The sequence below is a fragment of the Streptomyces sp. NPDC003077 genome, from assembly GCF_040611095.1.
Classification (GTDB): Bacteria; Actinomycetota; Actinomycetes; order Streptomycetales; family Streptomycetaceae; genus Streptomyces.
Window position 1 is genome coordinate 1 of record NZ_JBEXNM010000109.1, and the last position, 20,098, is coordinate 20,098.

13 protein-coding genes are annotated in these 20,098 nt (G+C 73.2%); 8 read left to right on the plus strand and 5 right to left on the minus strand.

The window, feature by feature from the left end:
- The first annotated feature begins 368 nt into the window (after positions 1-368).
- Positions 369-1,340 (plus strand): TIGR03557 family F420-dependent LLM class oxidoreductase, encoded by a 972-nt coding sequence (locus ABZX96_RS36510; RefSeq protein ID WP_355553493.1) that lies wholly within the window; start codon positions 369-371, stop codon positions 1,338-1,340.
- A 38-nt stretch (positions 1,341-1,378) separates the two neighbouring features.
- On the opposite strand, the gene ABZX96_RS36515 is transcribed toward ABZX96_RS36510, so the two are convergent.
- The 3 genes from ABZX96_RS36515 to ABZX96_RS36525 all read right to left on the minus strand — a co-directional run bounded on the left by ABZX96_RS36515 (position 1,379) and on the right by ABZX96_RS36525 (position 5,996).
- On the minus strand, positions 1,379-3,691 hold the full coding sequence (locus ABZX96_RS36515) for a prolyl oligopeptidase family serine peptidase (protein ID WP_355553461.1): 2,313 nt from the start codon (positions 3,689-3,691) through the stop codon (positions 1,379-1,381).
- A gap of 797 nt (positions 3,692-4,488) precedes the next feature.
- The gene (locus ABZX96_RS36520; protein ID WP_355553464.1) at positions 4,489-5,268 is read right to left on the minus strand and encodes an SDR family oxidoreductase; all 780 of its coding nucleotides are present in this window, start codon (positions 5,266-5,268) and stop codon (positions 4,489-4,491) included.
- A 137-nt stretch (positions 5,269-5,405) separates the two neighbouring features.
- Positions 5,406-5,996, minus strand: coding sequence for a TetR/AcrR family transcriptional regulator (locus ABZX96_RS36525; protein ID WP_355553467.1), 591 nt, complete (start codon positions 5,994-5,996; stop codon positions 5,406-5,408).
- Positions 5,997-6,544: 548 nt separating this feature from the next.
- On the opposite strand from ABZX96_RS36525, the gene ABZX96_RS36530 reads away from it, so the two are divergent.
- From ABZX96_RS36530 to ABZX96_RS36550, 5 genes are all read left to right on the plus strand, one after another.
- Positions 6,545-7,099 carry a hypothetical protein gene (locus tag ABZX96_RS36530; protein WP_355553469.1) on the plus strand — a complete coding sequence of 185 codons (555 nt, stop codon included), beginning with the start codon at positions 6,545-6,547 and terminating at the stop codon, positions 7,097-7,099.
- A 67-nt stretch (positions 7,100-7,166) separates the two neighbouring features.
- On the plus strand, positions 7,167-7,685 hold the full coding sequence (locus tag ABZX96_RS36535; protein ID WP_355553472.1) for a hypothetical protein: 519 nt from the start codon (positions 7,167-7,169) through the stop codon (positions 7,683-7,685).
- A gap of 151 nt (positions 7,686-7,836) precedes the next feature.
- A complete protein-coding gene (locus tag ABZX96_RS36540) occupies positions 7,837-8,397 on the plus strand; it encodes a 2Fe-2S iron-sulfur cluster-binding protein (protein WP_355553475.1) in 561 nt (186 codons plus the stop codon).
- On the plus strand, positions 8,394-9,434 hold the full coding sequence (locus ABZX96_RS36545) for a xanthine dehydrogenase family protein subunit M (RefSeq protein WP_355553478.1): 1,041 nt from the start codon (positions 8,394-8,396) through the stop codon (positions 9,432-9,434). Before ABZX96_RS36540 ends, ABZX96_RS36545 begins: the two co-directional genes overlap by 4 nt.
- Positions 9,431-11,527: a xanthine dehydrogenase family protein molybdopterin-binding subunit gene (locus tag ABZX96_RS36550; RefSeq protein WP_355553481.1), complete on the plus strand. Its 2,097-nt coding sequence runs from the start codon at positions 9,431-9,433 to the stop codon at positions 11,525-11,527. The genes ABZX96_RS36545 and ABZX96_RS36550 overlap by 4 nt, the downstream gene beginning before the upstream one ends.
- Before the next feature lie 88 nt (positions 11,528-11,615).
- Here the strand turns inward: ABZX96_RS36550 and ABZX96_RS36555 are convergent, their stop codons facing one another.
- Positions 11,616-12,200, minus strand: coding sequence for an STAS domain-containing protein (locus ABZX96_RS36555; protein WP_355553484.1), 585 nt, complete (start codon positions 12,198-12,200; stop codon positions 11,616-11,618).
- A gap of 477 nt (positions 12,201-12,677) precedes the next feature.
- Positions 12,678-16,919 (minus strand): amino acid adenylation domain-containing protein, encoded by a 4,242-nt coding sequence (locus ABZX96_RS36560; protein ID WP_355553487.1) that lies wholly within the window; start codon positions 16,917-16,919, stop codon positions 12,678-12,680.
- A 635-nt stretch (positions 16,920-17,554) separates the two neighbouring features.
- Between ABZX96_RS36560 and ABZX96_RS36565 the strand changes: the two genes are divergently transcribed.
- Together ABZX96_RS36565 and ABZX96_RS36570 are read left to right on the plus strand one after the other, a co-directional pair.
- Entirely contained in the window at positions 17,555-18,655 is a 1,101-nt protein-coding gene (locus ABZX96_RS36565; RefSeq protein WP_355553490.1) for an ionic transporter y4hA, read from the plus strand.
- Positions 18,656-19,057: 402 nt separating this feature from the next.
- Positions 19,058-19,858 carry an SAM-dependent methyltransferase gene (locus ABZX96_RS36570; RefSeq protein ID WP_355553496.1) on the plus strand — a complete coding sequence of 267 codons (801 nt, stop codon included), beginning with the start codon at positions 19,058-19,060 and terminating at the stop codon, positions 19,856-19,858.
- Positions 19,859-20,098 lie beyond the last annotated feature (240 nt).

The following is a 20,098-nucleotide window of genomic DNA, read 5'->3' on the forward strand; positions in this document are numbered from 1 at the left end:
CTCCTCGCGGCAGTTGCGCTTACCCGACGTCATCTTGTGACGGGGCCGCCGCGCCCCAGTCCGCTGCGGGGGCACCCCGGGACGTCCCCTTCCGTGGGATGCGCGTCCGCCCCTTGTGGGGGGTGGAAAAGATTTTGCGTCGGCCCGTTTTTGATCGGTTCCGTTCGTGGGGGCGGAGGGGCGTCGTTGCGGGTCGTGCCGGCCGACCTGTCCGTCGGGCGCCGCGACCGGTACACCCACCGCGCTCTCCCGGTATCCGGCGTCCGGTGGCGCCACCGGGCGGGGAGGTCGGTATCGCCATAACGTCGAAAGGGCGGCCAGCCGCAGCGAACGCGGGAATCTCCGAAATGGAGCACAGAGTGGGACAGTTGCACATCGGATACAAATTGGCGACCGAGGCATTCGGACCGGGCGAGATCATCCGGCAGGCGGTGCGGGCCGAAGAGGCCGGATTCGACTTCGTGGAAATCAGCGACCATTACCACCCCTGGCTGAACAACCAGGGGCATTCGCCCTTCACCTGGACGGTGCTCGGCGCCATCGCCGCACGGACCGAGCGGATCGGGCTGACGACCGGGGTGACCTGCCCGTCCATGCGCTACCACCCCGCGATCATCGCGCAGGCCGCGGCCACGCTCGCCCTGGTGTCCAACGGGCGGTTCACCCTGGGCGTGGGCTCCGGGGAACGGCTCAACGAACACGTCGTCGGGCGGGAATTCCCCGACGCGGTGCGGGTCCGGCACGCGATGCTGCGCGAGGCGCTGGAGATCATCCGTCTGCTGTGGCGCGGCGGATACCGTTCGTACGAAGGCAGACACCTGCGGCTGGACGACGCCCGGGTATTCGACCTGCCCGAGGAACTGCCCCTGATGCCGGTGGCGGCCGGTGGACCGAACGCGGCGCGGATCGCCGCCGAACTCGGCGACGGCCTGTTCGCCACCGAGCCGAAAGCGGACCTCGTCCGCCATTACCGCGAGGCGGGCGGCACCGGTCCGCGCTATGTCGAAGTGCCCATGGCGTGGGCCCCGGACGAGCGCACCGCCGCGCAGGCCGTGCTGAAAACCTCCCGGTGGGCGGTGACGGGCTGGAAAGTCATGAGCGAACTCCCGAACCCGGTCAATTTCGAGGCCGCCACCGCCACGGTCCGCGAGGAGGACATCCGCCGGCAATTCGCCTGCGGCCCCGACCCGTCCCGGTACGAGGAAGTCGCCCGCCAATTCACCGACGCCGGATTCGACCGCTTGGTCATGCAGAACGCCGGGCCCGACCCGGACGGATTCATCGACTTCTACCGCCGGGAACTCGACGAGCGGCTGCGCCAACTCGCCCCGGCCGCGTGAGGAGCGGCGCCCGTCACGGCACACCGGCCCCTCCGCGATCAGCCCGTCTGCCGCTCCTCCTCCCCGGTCGGCGGGCGGAGCCCCGTATGGGTCGCGAGGAAGGTGAGCGTGTCGGTGAGGACGGCGGCGGCGGTGGCGGTGCCGAGCGGGCCGTGGCCGGTGGCCGGTTCGCGGCGCAGGAGGACGGGCTTGCCGCTGGTGGTGGCTTCCTGGAGGGCGGCGCACATCTTGCGCGGGTGGGCCTCGCCGGTGCGTTCGTCGACGACCGGTCCGGTCAGCAGCACGGCCGGGTAGGCGGTATGGGGGCGGACGTGGTGGTACGGGGAATAGGACAGCAGCCACGGGAGGTGCGCCGGATCGGCGGCGGTGCCGAACTCCTCCGTCCAGGTGTGACCGATGCCGAACCGTTCGTAGCGCACCATGTCGCACAGGGGCCCGCTGGCGGCGACGGCGGCGAACAGCCCGGGGCGCTGGGTGAGGGCCGCGGTGACCAGCAGTCCGCCGTGTGAGTTGCCGTAGGCGGCGAGCTGCGCCCGGGTGGTGTAGCCGTTGTCGACGAGCCAGTAGGCCACGCTCAGGAAGTCGGCGATGGCGGTGGCCTTGTTCTCCCGGCGCCCGGCGTGGTGCCAGGCGGTCCCGTGGTCGCCGCCGCCGCGGACGCCCGCCATGACGTAGATGCCGCCGGCCGCCGCCCAGGCGCGGGCCATCGGCGAGTACGCGGGGCGGATGGTGGCGCCGAACCCCCCGTATCCGCTGAGCAGGACGGGCCGCGGGCCGACCGGGGCGTCGGCGGGGGCGAGCAGGTAGAGGTCGATCAGGGTGCTGTCGGTGGCGGGGCAGATCAGGTGGCGGCTGCGCGGCGGCAACCGGCGCGGCCGGAGGCGCCCGGTGGGTGGCGCCGGTGCCGGACGGGGAGCCGGGGTGGCCGGACGGGTGGCGGAGCCCTCGGGCGTTCCCTGGCCCGGGGCGGGAACCGGTGACGCCGCCTCGTCGAGACCGGCCGGGTCGACCCTGCCCGTGAGGGCGTCGTAGCGGAGCACCGTGGGCGGGGTCCCCGGGTCGGTGTAGGTGAACCACGCCTCGTGGCCGCCCTCGGGGCGGCTGCGCAGGCCGGTGACGACGCCGGAGCCGGGCAGCGGCACCTGCGCGAGTTCCCGGCCGTCCGCCGCGTCGTGCAGCGTGATCCGGCTGTGGACGCCGTGGGTGCGCAGCACCAGCAGCCGGGGGCGGTCGGGGTGGCGCAGGGTCAGCCAGGCGCAGTCGTCGAGGGCGGCGTGCGGGGTCTGGGGGATGAGCTCGGTCCAGTCCTCCGTGGTGTGCCGCGTGGCGTCATCCCGCTTTGGGCCGTCCGGGCCGTCCCGATCGGTGTCCCGCTCCGCCGGGCGGAGGACGCGTCCGAAAGGGGCACGGTGGTCGGTCAGCAGATACATCTGCCCGTCGGGGCCGAACCGGGGCTGCCACAGCCCGTCCGGACCGTGCGCCGGTACACGGGTCCACGTGCGCTCCCCGTGCGGCCGGGTCAGGTCGGTGAGCCAGACCTCGTTGTGGGTGCTGACGCCACTGGTGACCGTGACCGCCAGCCGCCGGCCGGCGCGGTCGGTGCTCAGGCCGTAGTACGTGTCCGCGCCGCCACGGGCGAAGACTTCCTCGTCGTCCTCGGGGTCGGTGCCGATCCGGTGGCGCAGCACCCGCATCCGGTAGCCCGCGGGCGACGGCGGCGCGCCGTCCTCGTTCCCGCCGCCGGGTTCTTGCCGTCCGTCCCCTCCTCCCGTGTTCCCGTCCGAGCCGCGTCCTCGTACGTAGTAGAACGCCTCACCGCCCGGAGACCAGGCCACCGACGGCGCGCGCATCCCGGTGATCGGCCCCTCCAGCACCTGGCCGTCCGCCGTCCGCAGCACCCACAGCTCGGTCACGTCCGAACCGGAGCGGGAGAGCAGGTAGGCCAGCCGGTGCCCCTCCTGGGACGGCCTCCAGGCCACCAACCGGGTGTTCCCGGACGGGTCCAGCCGCGCGGGATCCACCAGCCGCCTCGTCGGGGCGCCCGGCGCGTGGACGCACAGCGCCGGATACGCCTCCCCCGCACCCAGTTGCGCGAAGAAGGCGGTGTCCCCGCGCCACACCGGCGGGGCGGACCAGCGGGTCACCGCGAGTTCGGACACCGCGCGGGCCCAGCTCTCGTGGTCCGCCCACCGCTCCCGCTCCCGGGCGAAGCGCTCGTCCTGCTCGTCGGCCCAGGCCCGAACCTCAGGGGCGTCACTGTTCTCCAGTCCCCGGTAGGGGTCACGGACGGGATACCCGTGGAGGTGCTCCAGCGTGTCGTCGCGGAGGGTCGCGGAACGGGTCGGTGACATGAGCGGTGCCTTCTTCGGCGATCGGGGGCGAGGTCCCGTCATCACGGGTGGTGGCTTTATCGGTCCGGTCGGCCCGGAAATGACCCGGCGGCCACCCTCAGGTGACCGCCGGAACTTCCCGACCAGCGGTCAGGAGTCGTCGCCCATCAGGACGGCGGCACGCCAGGCCGGAACGGCGACGTCGACGTCACCGGCCGGGTTGTACCGGTATCCGGTGGCAGGAAGGAACATGACGCATTTCCCCTTTTTTCTCGGGAGGCCCCCTACGGACCTCCGCTCACCCCGATACTTTCTCGCCGATAAGCCACCCAAAACACGGCACCAGAAATTCCGGCCGAACTCTTTAATTAATACGTCATCTTTTCGCTCCGCGCCTGTTTCCCTTGCCGCGCCCGGCCCGCGCCCACCACCCCGTCAACCGGGCGCCACCTCGCCGGGGTCACCGGTGACCGGATCGACGGAGCCTCGCAAAGCCGCAAACCGCCCTTCTTGAACCTTCGCGGACCGCACCCACCACCGGCAATCACGCCGTGCAGCCACCCCCGGTCCGGAATGCGTACGCGCGGCGCACGCCGCGCGTACGGGCATTCCCGCCGGCCCGCCCGGCACGCCGATCAGCACTTCACATTCCACCGTCAGAAGTCGTTTGAAAACAAATCGACAGGTTTATGAATAGCGGCGAAACATGGGGCCGGCACTCAAATATTCCAGCACGGCACGCGCTCGTCGGTAACCGGGCTCCACGCGATCGATGGCCGCGCGCGCCAGGACCCCGGCCAGGGACGGCCCCTGGGAACTCAGTGCACGGAGAACCCGCCATCCACAAAGATCGACTGCCCGGTGACGTACGCCGAGGCGCCGCTCGCCAGGAAGACCGCCGCGCCCGCGAAGTCTTCCGCCAGTCCGTTCCGCCCGACCAACGTGCGGGCGGCCAGCGCCGCCACCCGCTCCGGATCGGAGGACAGCCGCTCGTTGAGCGGCGTCATCACGAACCCCGGCACCAGCGTGTTGCAGGTGACCCCGTACGGCGACCAGGCCTCGGCCTGAGAGCGAGCCAGCGATTCCAACCCGCCCTTCGAGACCCCGTACGCCCCGCTTTGAACGAAGGCCCGGTGCGCCTGCTGGGACGTGATGTGGATGATCCGCCCGAAGCCCCGCTCGGCCATGCCGGGCCCGAAGCGCTGGCCCAGCAGGTACGGCGCCTCCAGGTTCACGGCCATCGTGGTGTCCCACACGTCCTCGCCCAGTTCGCCCATCGGCGGGCGCAGGTTGATCCCGGCGGAGTTGACGAGGATGTCGGGCTCGCCGAACACCCCGGCCGCCTCTTCGGCCGCCGCGCGGACGCCCTCCCGGGTGCCCAGGTCGGCGCTCACCCAGGCCGCCCGGCACCCTTCGCCGGTCAACTCGGCGACGGTCGCGGCGAGTTCCGCCTCCTTGCGGGCCACGATCACCACGCTCGCCCCCGCGCGGGCGAGCGCCCCCGCGATGGCCCGGCCGATACCGGAACTGCCCCCGGTCACCACGGCCACCCGGCCGTCCAGCGAGAACATTGCGGAGAGGTATTGCTGGCTTGTCATGCCCGCACCCTAGAGGGCACACGAACGGCACTTCGGCGAGGGGTCAGTGAGCGCTCGATGACGAACGGGGCCCACCGGACGGGCGGAGCCGAGCGGACCGCCCGCAGAACCGGACCGCCGCCCCTCCCGGCATCACCTCATCCGCCATCCGGTGCACCCAGCACCCTCGCCGCATACGCGGCCAACCGCTCCCGCACCCCTTCCGGCGACAAACCCTCCCGTCCCACCAGGTGCTCGACGAAGTCCGCGCGGACCGCGGCCAGCAGCGCGTGCGCGGCGAAGTCGGCGTCCGGCACGCCGGGGATCCGGCGCAGCGCGTCCCGGAGGGTGCCGTGCCACCACGCGTAATGAGCCCCTTGGTACGGGCTGCCGGCACCGGCTTCCTCCAGCGCCAGGGACAGGTGCCGGTTGTCGAGCTTGAAGTCGAGCAGGGCACCGAGCAGAGCCGGCACGCGCTGCCGCGGCGGCGTCGCGGGGCCGAGCGGTTCCGGCCCCTCCTCCACGGCCTGGCGCAGGGCCCCGGTACGCGCCTCGACGACGGCCCGGATCAGCCCCGTGCGGTCACCGAAGCGACGAAAGAGCGTCCCCTTGCCCACTCCGGCCGCCGCCGCGATCTCGTCCATGGACACGGTGCGGGGGCTCTCACAGCGGGCGAAGAGCTCGTCGGCCGCCGCGAGCACGGTCTCGCGGTTGCGCAGCGCGTCGGCGCGCGGTTTGCGGGCGGTCACGGGCGCTCCTCCGACGAAACCGACCGGCGGGCCCTATTACTAAGCGGACTCATGGTCCACATCCTATCGGGCGCCGTTCCCCGGCACCCGAGCCCGTGTCCCCGGCGGCCCGCCGTGGGTCCACGCGCCCGGGCCCCGCCACCGTCCCCTCGTCACCGGCAAATGCGCCCACCCCCCAACCGGGCTTCATTCGCTCGGCAGTTACCATTCCCCCCTGTCGGCGAGGGGGACCGTGGACGGAAAACTCCGGGCTCGGATGGTACGAGCCGGAGCGGCTCCTGCACGGTGGGCGGACCGACCGAGGTGGCGGCACTCGACCGTTCACCGGAACGACATCGGCAACCGAGAGCATCCGCGAAACGGGGGCATCGCGGACCACGAACGGCCCGGAAACGGCGCCGCGCTCTTCTGCGGCACTCGGGAACCGATCCGCGCACTCCCTCCGGAAGACCACGGGGGAGCTCCCGCTGTTTTCGCCCCCACGCACGACACTCGCCAACCGTGCCGGCGCCGTTCCCGGCACCGACGTGACCGATACGGGGATTCTCATGAGCCGCAGGCAAGTCGTCGAAGGGGAAAACGTCGTCTTCCTCTCCCGTTCCTGGCTCTGCGTGTGTTTCGCGCTGCAGTGGCTGGTGTTACCCCTCGACCTGGCCTGGCGGCTCGCCTGGAACGTTTTCGTGACGCTGGGAGACGGGGCGATGTCGGATCTGGTGGAGGTCAGCAGCATCGCCCGCCGGTCCATCGGACTCAAAAGGTTCGCCCGCGAGTGGAACCGCGATCCCCGGCGCTGGGAGGCGCATTACCGTGCCGTCCTGACGGAAATCGGGAAGGAGACCCACGAGCAGGACTTCAGCTTCCGGGTACGGCTGCGATACGTGGCGCAACGCGCACCCGCCGACAAAGAGAACCCGCAGCGAGTGTTCTGCACCATATTCATTCCGCATTACCGAGGCTGCGGGCCGACGAAGGCCCAGCGCATCGCCCGGGCCAACGGCTGGACCGTCTTCTCCACCAGTGCCTACGGCATCATGCTCTTCCGACCCGACCCGAAATGGCACGACGCCGCCCATTCCGAGAAGCCCACCGGGAGTCCACGGTGAGGCCAGGGTCGGACCAGAGAATCCCCGCTTCCATTACCGAGCGTTTCCACAGCACCGAGGGGATTTCGTGAGCAGACAACAGAACATCGAGGGAGAGCAGGTCACACACCTCTCCCGGGCCTGGCTCCCCTTCTGGTTCGTGGCGCAATGGCTGGTGCTGCCGGGTGAACTGATCGTGCGCTGCGCGGTGCATCTCGTCATGGCCGTCTTCGAGACGTACAACGCCGGGCCGGTCGATTGGTTCAAGACCGCGCATCTGTTCCTCGGCCCCCGAAGATTCGCTCGCGAGTGGAGCCGCGACCCCCTGCGCTGGGAAGCGCACTACCGCTCCGTCCTGACAGAACTGGCGGAAGAAGCGAGGAAAAGGGGGCACGGCTTTCACGCCCGTCTCGTTCACGCGGCCGAACTCGTGGCCGCGACCGGCAACGAACCCCAGCAAGCCGTCTTCAGGGTCTACCCACGGGACTACCGCGGCTGCGGACGGTCGAAAGCACTGCGCGTGGCACAGGCCGAAGGATGGACGGCCGTGGCGGAGAAGGAGGAATGGGCGGGCATCGTTCTCTCCGTTCCGCATCTGACGACGTAAATGGGCACTTTGCGGTCGTAACCCCCCGCAAAACCCCCTCCGCCATCCCGGTGGCTCTCCACCACCGCCCGTTTCATCCCCCGCCCTCCTGGTGAGCCCCAAAGGTCGTACCGCCGTACCGGCCGATCCCTCACCGGAAGGAACCCGCGACGTGACCACCACGACCGCGCTGTCCCTGCACCTCAACGGCGAGCCGTTCGCCGGGGTCGTCGACAACCGGACCACGCTGCTGGATCTGCTGAGGGAGCACGCCGGGCTGACGGGGGCCAAGAAGGGGTGCGATCACGGGCAGTGCGGGGCGTGCACGGTGCTGTGGGGGGATCGGCGGGTCAATTCGTGTCTGCTGCTGGCGGTGGCGGTCGACGGGGCGCACATCACCACCGTGGAGGGGCTGGCCGACGGGGAGGAATTGCACCCGGTGCAGCGGACCTTCGTGGAGCATGACGCCTTTCAGTGCGGGTTCTGTACGCCGGGGCAACTGTGTTCCGCGGTGGCGGCGATCACCGAAGCGCGGGCCGGGTGGCCGAGCGCCGTCACGCCGCCTCAGGCGCCGGATCCGCCCGAAGTGCCGCACCGGCCGGACGTGCGGAGCCGTTCCCCGCGGCCGGTGGAGCTGACCGGTGCCGAGGTGCGGGAGCGGATGAGCGGCAATCTGTGCCGCTGCGGGGCCTACCCGCACATCGTCGACGCGGTGCGGGAGGCGGCGCGGTGAGGCCGTTCCGGTACGAGGTGGCCGCCGACGCCGCCGCGGCGATGGACCTGCTGGCCCAGGAGCCGGGCGCGATGTTCCTGGGCGGCGGGACGAACCTCGTCGATCTGATGAAGCTGGGGGTGCACGCCCCGGACGTGCTGGTGGACGTGAGCCGGCTGCCGTTCGACGAGGTGATGCGCGTTCAGGACGGCGGTCTGCGGGTCGGGGCGGCCGTCCGCAACAGCACCCTGGCCGTGCATCCGGTCGTGCGCGCCGACTACCCGGTGCTCTCCCAGGCGCTGCTGGCCGGCGCCTCGCCGCAGCTGCGCAACGCGGCGACCGTCGGCGGCAACCTGCTCCAGCGCACCCGCTGCCTGTACTTCCAGGACGTCGGCAAACCGTGCAACAAGCGGCGGCCGGGCTCGGGGTGCCCGGCCCGTACCGGTGTGCACCGTGACCTGGCGGTCCTGGGCGCGTCGGACCACTGCATCGCCACCCACCCGTCCGACATGGCCGTGGCGCTGGCCGCGCTGGACGCCGAGGTGCACTGTGTCACCCCGGACGGGACGCGGGCGCTGCCGGTGACCGAGTTCCACCGGCTCCCCGAGGACGCGCCCGAGCGCGACACCGTCCTGCGGCACGGCGAACTGATCACCGCGGTGGAGCTGCCGCCGCCGGTGCCGGGCGTGCGCTCCGCCTACCGCAAGGTGCGCGACCGCGCGTCCTACGCCTTCGCGCTGGTGTCCGTGGCGGCCGAGCTGGGCGTGCGCGAGGGCCGCGTCGCGCACGTGCGGCTGGCGCTCGGCGGGGTGGCGGCGAAGCCGTGGCGGGCCCGGGTCGCGGAGGAGGAGTTGCGCGGGGCGCCGGCGACGGAAGAGGCGTTCGGCCGCGCCGCCGAGGCGGAGCTGCGGCTCGCCCGGCCGCTGTCCGGCAACGCGTACAAGGTGCCGCTGGCCCGACGCCTGATCACCGCCGTCCTGGCCGACCTGGCCGCCTCCGCTTCCGGCACCAACGGTGCCGACGGCACCGACGACGCCGACCCTCCGGAGACCCGATGACCAGCCCCTCCACCGCCCTCGGCACTCCCGTCGCCCGCCTCGAAGCCGTCGAGAAGGTCACCGGCACCGCCCGGTACGCCACCGATCACACGCCCGAGGGCGCGGTGCACGCCTGGCCGGTGCCCGCCGACGTCGCGCGGGGCCGCGTCACCGGACTGGACACGGAGACGGCACTGGCCGACCCGGACGTGCTGGCCGTGCTCAGTCACGAGAACGCGCCGCGGCTGGGCGAAGCGGACGACGCCACGCTCCAGGTCCTCCAGTCGCCCGAGGTGGCGCACCGCGGCCAGGTCGTGGCGCTGGCGGTGGCCCGCACTCTGGAGGCCGCCCGCGCCGCGGCCCTGGCGGTGCGGGTCACGTACGCGCCGGAGCCGCACGACGTGGTGCTGACGCCCGACCACGGCAAGCTGTACGTCCCGGAGGCGGCCAACGGCGGTGCCCCGGCCGTCCGGGAGCACGGGGACTTCGACACGGCGTATGCCGCCGCCCCGGTGACCGTGGACGCCCTGTACACCCTGACGCCGCTGCACAACCACCCCATGGAGCCGCACGCGTGCGTCGCCTGGTGGGAGGAGGACCGACTGACGGTGTACGACTCCAACCAGGGGGCGACCACCGTGCGGAACACGCTCACCGCCCTCTTCGGGCTGCGCCCGGAGCAGGTGCGGGTGGTCGCCACGCACGTGGGCGGCGGGTTCGGTTCCAAGGGCACCCCGCGTCCGCAGGTGGTGCTGGCGGCGATGGCGGCCCGGCACACCGGGCGGCCGGTCAAGCTGGCCTTGCCCCGGCAGGTGCTGCCGTCCCTGACCGGTCACCGGGCCCCGACCTTCCAGCGCGTCCGGCTCGGCGCGGACCGCGACGGGCGCATTCAGGCGCTCGCCCACGAGGTCGCCACCCAGACCTCGACGATCAAGGAGTTCACCGAGCAGGCCGCCGCGCCCAGCCGCGTCATGTACGCCTCCCCGCACAGCCGCACCACCCACCGCGTGGCCCGGCTCGACGTGCCCACCCCGTCGTGGATGCGGGCGCCGGGCGAGTGCCCGGGGATGTACGCGCTGGAGTCGGCCATGGACGAACTCGCCTGCGCCTGCGGCCTGGACCCGATCGAACTGCGCGTCCGCAACGAGCCCGACACCGAACCGGACACCGGGAAGCCCTTCAGCAGCCGCCAGGTGGTGCGGTGCCTGCGCGAGGGCGCCCGCCGGTTCGGGTGGGAGGGACGCGACCCCACGCCCGGGCGCGACCGCCGCGGCCGGCTGCTGATCGGCACCGGCGTCGCCGCGGCCACCTACCCCGTCCTGGTCGCCCCCTCCCAGGCGGAGGCCCGCGCCACCGGGGACGGCCGGTTCCTCGTACGGGTGGCCGCCACCGACATCGGGACCGGCGCGCGGACCGTCCTCACCCAGATCGCCGCGGACGCGCTGCGGGCACCGATGGACCGGGTCCGGCTGGAACTGGGGGACAGCCTGCTGCCGGACGCGCCGGTCGCCGGCGGTTCGAGCGGGACCTCGTCCTGGGGGTGGGCGGTCCACAAGGCGTGCGTCCAGTTGCGCGAGGCCCTGCGGGACCACCAGGGGCCGCTGCCGGACGAGGGGCTGTCGGCGGCGGTCGACACGGCCGGCGACATCGGGCTCGGGCAGGACCACGCCCGGCACGCCTTCGGGGCGCACTTCGCGGAGGTCCAGGTGGACACCGCGAGTGGGGAGCCCAGGCTGCGGCGGCTGCTGGGGGTGTTCGCCGTGGGGCGCGTCCTGAACCCGCGCACCGCGCGGTCGCAGCTCATGGGCGGGATGATCATGGGCGTGGGCATGGCCCTCACCGAGACGAGCAGCGTGGACGTGGAGTACGGCGACTACCCGGAACGCGACCTGGCCTCCTACCACGTCCCGGTCAACCCGGACGTCCCCTCGGTGGACGTGCACTGGATCGAGGAGGAGGACCCGCTCCTCAACCCCATGGGCTCCAAGGGCATCGGGGAGATCGGGATCGTCGGCACCGCCGCCGCCATCGCCAACGCCGTGCACCACGCCACGGGCCGGCGCCTGCGCGCCCTCCCCGTCCAGCCGCACAGCCTGCTGCCGCTGCTGGGCTGAGCGGGGGGGCGTACGGCAGTGTGGCCCTCCCGTCATCGGACGGACGATCCGGCGCGTGGCCGGCTGCGACCGGACGGCCCGGCCGTGGTCAGGTCGCCGACGGCGGATCGTCGCAGACTTCGCCGAGAGTCGGCGCCGGGCGCAGGACGCCGGCCAGGCCGGTGAGGCGGAACAGCCGCAGGTGGTGCGGGCGGACGCAGACGAGCCGGAGTTCCCCGCCCCGTTCGCCGGCCTCGCGGGCGGCATCGGCGAGCAGCCGCAGGGCGACGCAGTCGATGAAGTCGGTCGGCCGCAGATCGACGGCCACCCGCGCGCCGGGCCGCTTGACCGCGGGCATCAGGTGCGCCTCGGCCTCGGGAACGGCTGCCAGATCGAGTTCGCCGTGCAGCGAGATCACCGTCCAGCGGCCCCTGACATGGCTGCGGACGAAGACGGCGGGCGGATCCGGGACGGGAAACGGCCATCGGCCGGGGTCCGCGGGAAGCGCGCCGAAGGAGTCGGCCCGGCACGGATGGGTACGGGCGGGAAGCCCGCCGTCGTGGTCCGCGCTGCCGAGATCCCTGGGTGTGGCCCCCACGTGGCGCGGGGCGGAGTCGTCACTGAGTCCGTGGTGCGGGTGCGCACGGCGGATGGTGGGCTGATGAAAGCGGATGTAGGTGATGCCCTGACGCATGGCGTCGCTCCCCGGCAGACGGGCCCCAACGCAACGGCCGGGGCGGAACATGGCGGAACGTGGCGGAATGCGGCGCCGGGGTCTTGGGCGACGCGTGTCAGCACCGTAGGAAGACGACGACGGCGGAAGGGACAAACGCGAGAGCTGGACCACTCTTACGAGTGAAGTTCCGGCGTTTTCCTTGACATGAAGAGGTTCAACGCGCATACGCCTGGGCGTCCGTGCGACGGGCCTGTGGCGGATGCTCCCGTACCGCCATCCCCGTCCGTCCGGAAGGAGGGCTTCGGCGGGCCGATCCGTTGGGTGGCGGCGCGGCCCGGTCGTCAGGGGGCCTCGCGCCGCCCGTCCCTCCCGGGGACGGTCCTGACGGGAACGGCGGCCCTGACGATGCGGGAGCCGCACCCTCAGGGCCGCCGCGTCCGGCCTCACCGGCACCGCGCGATCACCGCCCGGCCCGCCACCACCTCACGTCCGGCATCACCGCACGTCCACGGTCGCCAGATGATCCGCCAGCGCCCGGCCGATGTGGGCCAGCGGCTCGCTCTGGGTCATCGCGTGGTGCGCGCAGGGCACGTCGTGGGACTCGATACGGCCGGTCACCCACGGCCGCCAGGCGCCGGAGCCGGGTGCGTGCGCCGGCTTGTCCTCGGTGGCGTGGAAGTACAGCAGGTCGCCCTCGAAGACGCCACCGGTGAAGGTCCGCAGGAGGTTGACGGAGTTGGTGACGACCTCGGTGACCGCCGCGACGTGCCGCTCGCCCAGTTCCGGGTGGTCCTTCATCGGGGTGAGCAGCGTCTGCGTGTGGCTGTCCTCACTGAGGATCGCGGCGACCTCGGCGACGCCGAGCGGGCGGCCGGACCCGGAACCCTCCGTACCGTGCCCCGCGGCCTCCAGGAGGAGCGTCATGACGTCCTGCTGCTCCGGGAGCGCGCCGTGGGTTCCCGCGGGGTCGATGGGGCGGGAGTCGAGCATCGCCAGCAGGTCCACCCGGGCGCCCTCTTCCTGGAGCCGCACGGCGACGGCGTGGGCCAGCGCGCCGCCCAGCGACCAGCCGAGCAGGTGGTACGGGCCGGCGGGCTGGACCTTCCTGATGTGCGCGACGTAGTCGTCCACCATCTCCGCGAACGTGCCCGGCAGCCCGCCGGGCCCCGCCAGCCCGCGCGCCTGGATGCCGTACACCGGCAGGTCGGCCCCCAGATGGCGGAGCAGCCCGGCGTAGCACCAGCTCAGCCCGCCCGCCGGGTGGACGCAGAACAGCGGTGGCCGGGTGCCGTCCGCGCGCAGCGGCAGCAGCACCTCGAACGCGTCCGGTTCGGCCGGCCGGGCGTCCCCGGCGCCGAGCTTGCGGGCCAGCGCCGCCACCGTGGGGGCCTCGAACAGGGCACGGATGGACAGGTCGGTGCCCAGCGCGGACCGGATGCGGCCGATGAGCTTGGCCGCGAGCAGCGAGTGGCCGCCGAGCGCGAAGAAGTCGTCGTCGGCGTTGACCCGCCGCTCCCCCAGAACCTCCGCGAACAGGCCGCACAGGGCCTCCTCCCGAGGGCCGCGCGGTGGCCGCCCGCCGCCGCCCCGCGGGTGTGCCGCGGGCGCGGGGAGGGCGGCGCGGTCGAGCTTGCCGTGGCGGGTGAGGGGGAGCGCGTCGAGGGTGACGTACGCGGCGGGCACCATGTAGGCGGGCAGTCGCTCGGTCGCCCACGCCCGGAGGTCGGCCGGATCGAGGGGCACGGCGGCGGTGTCCGCTCCACCGGCGGGGCCGCCCCTTCCACTGGTCCGCCCCGGCCGCTGCCCGGGCACGACGGCGCGCTCGGCACCGGCCGCCCGCGCCCCACCGGCGCCGATCGTCCCGCCGTCGGCACGCACCGTCCCCCCGTCGGCACGCGCCGTCCCCTCAGCCGCCGTGCCCTCGGCCTGCGTCGTCCCGTCCGCCCCTCCGTCGGACGGCACCACGTACGCCGTCAGCCGGCGGTCCCCCGGCGTGTCCTCCCGCACGACCACGGCCGCCCGGGCGACGCCCTGGTGGCGGGTGAGGACCGCCTCGATCTCGCCCGGTTCGATCCGATGACCGCGGAGTTTTACCTGGGTGTCGGTGCGTCCCAGGTACTCCAGGACGCCGTCCTCGGTCCACCGCGCCCGGTCGCCGGTGCGGTACATGCGGGTGCCGGGCGCGCCGAAGGGGTCGGCGACGAAGCGCTCGGCGGTGAGGGCGGGGAGTCCGAGGTAGCCGCGGGCGACCTGTTCGCCGGCCAGGTAGAGTTCGCCGGGGACGGTGGCCGGTACCGGGTGCAGCGCCGCGTCCAGCACGTAGGCCCGGACGTTGTGTCCGGGACGGCCGATGACGGGGTGGTCGCCGTGTTCGCCGATGCGGCAGTAGACGGCGTCTACGGTGCACTCGGTGGGGCCGTAGTAGTTGTAGGCGCGGGTGCCGGGCAGTTCGCGCAGGGTGCGCCACAGCGCGGCGTCGACCGCCTCGCCGCCCACCATCAGGACGCGCGGCCGGTGCCCCGCGTCGTCGAACAGCCCCTCCGCGGCGAGCTGGTGGAGGTAGGAAGGCGTCAGGTCCAGGAAGTCGATGCGGTGATCGGTGACGTAGCGCACCAGGGCCGGGGGATCGAGCCGCACCGCCTCCTCGACGAGGTGGAGTTCGTGCCCCGCCGTCAGGAACAGCGGGCCTTCCCAGGCGGTGTCGAACGAGAACGCCGCGGTCAGCGCGGCACGCAGGCGGCGGCCCGCTGCGGCGGACTCCGGCCCGATGAGCGTGTCCCGGTGATCGAAGTACAGGTTGCTCAACTGGCGGTGCTCCACCACCACGCCCTTGGGCCGGCCGGTGGACCCGGAGGTGTAGCTCACGTACGCGGGGTGCTCGGGCCGCGGCGGCGCCGGCTTCCCAGGATCGTCGGCACCCGGCTCGTCCTCCAGGGCGCGAACGGTCGCCGGGTCGTCCTCCAGCGCTCGGACGGTCGCCGGATCGTCCAGAAGGAGGGCGTCGGCCGGGCGCGGCAGCGCGGAGGCGCCGGCGGTCGTGGTCAAGACGCACAGCGGGTCGGCGTCGGCGAGCAGGAAGGCGACGCGCTCGGGGGGCTGGCGGAGGTCCACCGGCACCGCCGCCGCCCCGGCCTTGAGCACCGCGAGCAGGGCCACCACGTGGTCGGCGGAGCGCGGCAGCGCGAGCGCCACGAAGGTCTCCGGGCCCGCGCCGCGCCGGGTCAGCAGGCGGGCCAGCCGGTCGGCGCGGGCGTCGAGTGCGGCGTAGGTCAGCTCGCGGTCACCGCAGACCAGCGCCCGCGCGTGGGGCGTGCGGCGGGCCTGGGCGGCGAACAGCTCGGGCAGCGAGGTGCCCGGCACCGGCCGTGCCGTATCGTTCCAGCCGTTCACGACGCGCCGCCGTTCCTCGTCCGGAAGCAGGTCGATCGCCGCGATCGGCCGGTCCGGTCCGCCGTCGGCCAGCGTTTCCAGCAGCCGCAGGAAGCGGCGGTGGTGGGCGGCGGTGGTCGCGGCGTCGTACCGGTCCGGGTCGGCGTTGAAGTCGATGCGCAGCGTCCCGTCGGTGGTGCGGTCGTAGACGTTGGCGGACAGGCCCGTCACCGGCCCGTTGGAGAGGTTGTGCAGCGTGGCCGGGTGGTCGCCGAAGCGCAGCTCGGGGTCGTACCCCATGATGTTGATCCCCCAGTCCGCCAGGTATCCGCCGGTGTCGGCGATGCCCAGGTCGTGGACGAGGTAGTAGGACGCGTAGCGCTGGTGGCGCAGCAGGGCGCGGGCCTGCCGCGCGGTGTGCCGCACGAGATCGCCGACCGTCGTCCAGGGACTCGTCCGCAGGTGCAGCGGAAGGATGTTGGCCAGCATGGTCGGCACGCCGCGGGCGACCGCCCCGCACCGGCCGCTGACGGTCAGGTGCAGGCTGACCTCGGGGTTGCCGCTCATGCGGTGGATGTACAGCGCCATCGCCGCCATCGCCGCCGCGGGCAGCCCGGAGCGGGCCTGCCGGGCCAGCGTCCGCAGCCCGTCGGCGACCGGCGCGGCGACATACCCGGTCTCGCGGACGAACGTGTACGGCAGGGTGGTCCACCGGCCCGCCGGGCCCTCCGCGCGGGGCCGCCCGGCCAGCTGCTCCGTCCAGTAGGCCCGGTCCTCGGTGAAGCGTTCCGACGCGCGGTAGCGGGCCTCGTCCGCCAGCAGCGGTTCCAGCGTCCCCAGGGGCGAGGGCGGGCAGGGCCGCCCCGCCTCCAGCGCGCCGTACAGCTCGGTCACCCGCTGGATGAACAGGGAGAAGCCGTACCCGTCCAGGACGATGTGGTGGAAGCTGAGGTAGAGCACGACGCGGTCGTCGGCCAGGCGCAGCATCCGGAAGGTGAACAGCGGCGGACGGCCCGCGTCGAGCGGGCGGCGCAGCTCCTCGCGCATCCACGTCCGCGCCTCCTCCCAGGGGTTCGCGGCGCCCCGCAGGTCCGTCACCGGCAGCGGCCAGTCCGGCGGTGTCTCGACCACCTGCCACGCCCGGCCCTCGTCGTCGGTCTCGAAGCGGACCCGCAGCGTCTCGGTCTCCGCCACCGCCCGGCGCAGCGCCGCCTCCAGCAGGGCCGGGTCCACCCGGCCGTGGATGTCCACGTATTCGGCGGCCCGGTAGATCGGGTTCTCCGCGTGCAGTTGCTGGGAGAACCACATCCCCGTCTGCGCGGCGGTCAGCGGCAAACGACGGTCGCGATTGCCAGACATCCTGTTCATGCTTGCCGTCTCCTGACGAAGGTGCTTGTGCTCAACGGCGACCGAGCGGGTGTGCCCCGCGCGGCGGACCACACGGGGCCTCGACCGCGCCCGGTCGTCGAGTGGCCGCGAGCCTCATACGGGCTCAGCGGTGGGGTACGGCGTCACACGGCGTGTTGACCCACCCGGCTCACTCGCCATAGAGGGCCAACGAGTTTTCAGGGGCGGTGTAGCGGTTCCCGCGCAAATCTCTTGCCGCGCGCCGTCCGCCCGGCGCCACCGCTCCGGGCCGCCCGCGGCGCCCGGTGGCGGCGGTCTGCCCGGGCGGACCGGCAGTGCCGTGCGCGCGGGCGCCGGGGTTCCGGCGGAGCGTTTCCGCACGGTGAAGCCGCCCGGAAGGATTGGCGGAAGAACTGACGAGCGAAGTCGGGAGTGTCGCGAAGGGGTACCGGCCGACGGGCGGACACCAACCCGTCCCGGCACCGGCGCCCCGCCCCGCCCACGCACACACCGGCCAACCAGCCGACCAGCGATCACCTCGCGGGAGCAGAGACACCGGCCCGCCACCGATCACCTCGCGGAAGCACAGGCACCGGCCGACCCGTCGGACGACCGCCGACGCGCCGTTCGCCGGCACATCTGCCAAGCTCGATGGCGTGATCGCCCGGCTCCGCTCCCCCGCGCTCCACTGGACCCGTGCCGTGCCCGTGCTCGCGATCGTGCTGCTGGTCCTGGCCTGGGGGCGGTCGCTGCCCGTGCTGCTGGTGGTCCTCGTGACGCTGTTCCTGGCGGGGGCGGTGCTCTCGGCGGTGCACCACGCGGAGGTGATCGCGCATCGGGTCGGTGAGCCGTTCGGGTCGCTGGTGCTGGCCATCGCCGTCACGATCATCGAAGTGGCGCTGATCGTCACGCTGATGGCGGACGGCGGCGACAAGAGCCGGACCCTGGCCCGGGACACCGTGTTCGCCGCCGTCATGATCACCTGCAACGGGATCGTCGGGCTCTGCCTCCTGATCGGCGCGCTCAAGCGCCGGGTGGCGGTCTTCAACGCCGAGGGCACCGGCGCGGCGCTCGCGACGGTCACCACCCTGGCGGGGCTGAGCCTGGTCCTGCCGACGTTCACGCTGAGCACCCCCGGGCCCGGGTTCGCCCCGGCCCAGCTGGTGTTCGCGGCGGTCGCGGCGCTGCTGCTGTACGGGGCCTTCGTGACGACGCAGACGGTGCGGCACCGCGACTACTTCCTGCCCGTGACCTCCTCGGGCCAGGTCATCGACGTCGAGGAACACGCGGACCCGCCGACCCGGGCCGGGGCGCTGGCGAGCCTGGGGCTGCTGGCCCTGGCGCTGGTCGCGGTGGTCGGGCTGGCCAAGACGGTGTCGCCGACGATCGAAGGAGGGGTGACCGCGGCGGGCCTGCCGCACGCCGTCGTCGGCGTGGTCATCGCCCTGCTGGTGCTGCTCCCGGAGACGATCGCGGCCGTGCGGGCGGTGCGCCGGGACCGGGTGCAGACGAGCCTGAACCTGGGGTTCGGTTCGGCCATGGCCAGCATCGGCCTGACCATTCCGGCGGTCGCGCTGGCCTCGGTCTGGCTGTCGGGCCCGCTCGAACTGGGGCTCGGGGCGACCCATATGGTGCTGCTCGCGCTGACGGTGGTCGTGGGGACGCTCACGGTGATTCCCGGGCGTGCCACGCCACTCCAGGGCGTGGTGCACCTCGTCCTGCTGGCGGGGTACATCGTGCTCGCGGTGAGCCCGTAGGCGTCCCGACCGGGAGCCTGTACGGCCCGTGGGCCGCCTGCCGGGGTCTCGTAAGGCCCTTCCGGAAGGCGGACGACTTCCGTGACGAAAGGCGGACCACCCCCCTTCCGAAAGGCAGACGACTTCCGTGCAGAAAGGCGGACGACTGCCCTGCCGAAAAAGGGCAACTCCCCCACCGAAAAGCGAACGGCTGCCACCCGTAAGGCGGACGGCCCTTCTCCGAAGGACAACAGGCGGACCCCGCCCGCCAACCCCCGCGATCACACACGTAAGTTGAGCGGCGACCGCCCCTGACCACCGCCGTCCCCGCTCGCTCCAGGAGAGACCGTGACCGACCACCGCGCGCCCGCTCCCCCGTACGACTCCGGCGCCTACGCGGCGACCCACGACGCCGCGGAACGGATCGCCGACCGGATCGACACCACCAGGGCGCACACCGCCCGCATCTGGAACCACTGGCTGGGCGGCAAGGACAACTACCCGGTCGACGTGGCGGCGGGCGAGGAGATCCGGCGGCTGCACCCCGGCATCGGCGACTACGCCCGCGCCGACCGCGTCTTCCTGGGACGCGCGGTGCGGCACCTGACCGCCGACGTGGGCATCCGGCAGTTCCTGGACATCGGCACGGGGCTTCCCACCGCCGACAACACCCACGAGGTCGCCCAGCGCGTCGCACCCGACGCGCGCGTGGTGTACGTCGACAACGACCCGCTCGTCCTCGCGCACGCCCGCGCGCTGCTCACCAGCACGCCGCAGGGCGCCACCGACTACCTGGACGCGGACCTGCGCGACCTGGACACCATCCTGGAGCGGGCCGCGAAGACGCTGGACCTGTCGCGGCCGGTCGGGTTGATGCTGCTGGGCGTGGTGATCTTCATCGAGGACGACGCGGAGGCGTACGGCCTCGTGCGGCGCCTGATGGAGGCGCTGCCCGCGGGCAGTCACCTGGTGCTGTCCCACACCGTCACCGCGCCCGGCATGGCGGACGTGGACGCCGCCGTCGCCTTCTGGAACGCGCACGGCACCCCGCACCTCACGCAGCGCACGTACGAGGGCATCACCCGGTTCTTCGACGGCCTGGAGCCGGTGGGACCCGGGGTGGTGTCCTGCGCCCGGTGGGAGGCGGGGGACGCGCCGCCGGCGGTCCCGGGGGTCCGCCCCGGGGACGTCGCCATGTTCGGCGGGGTGGCGCGCAAGCGGTGACCCCGCGCCCCCTCGTGTGGTGCGTCCGACGGCGGCCGGGCCCGGCGCCGCCCTCCCCACGCGCGGCGGCGACGGGCAGGCGCGCCTGCCGGTGAGCCAGGGCCGGTCGGTGTGCCGGAACCGGCCGGTGTGCCGGAACCGGCCCCGCCGCCCGGCGGCGGGCGATGGCGGGGGGGGGGGGCGCCGGGTCGGGTTGCCCGGGAGGGGGGGTGACACGGGGAACGGGGGTGAGCTCAGCGG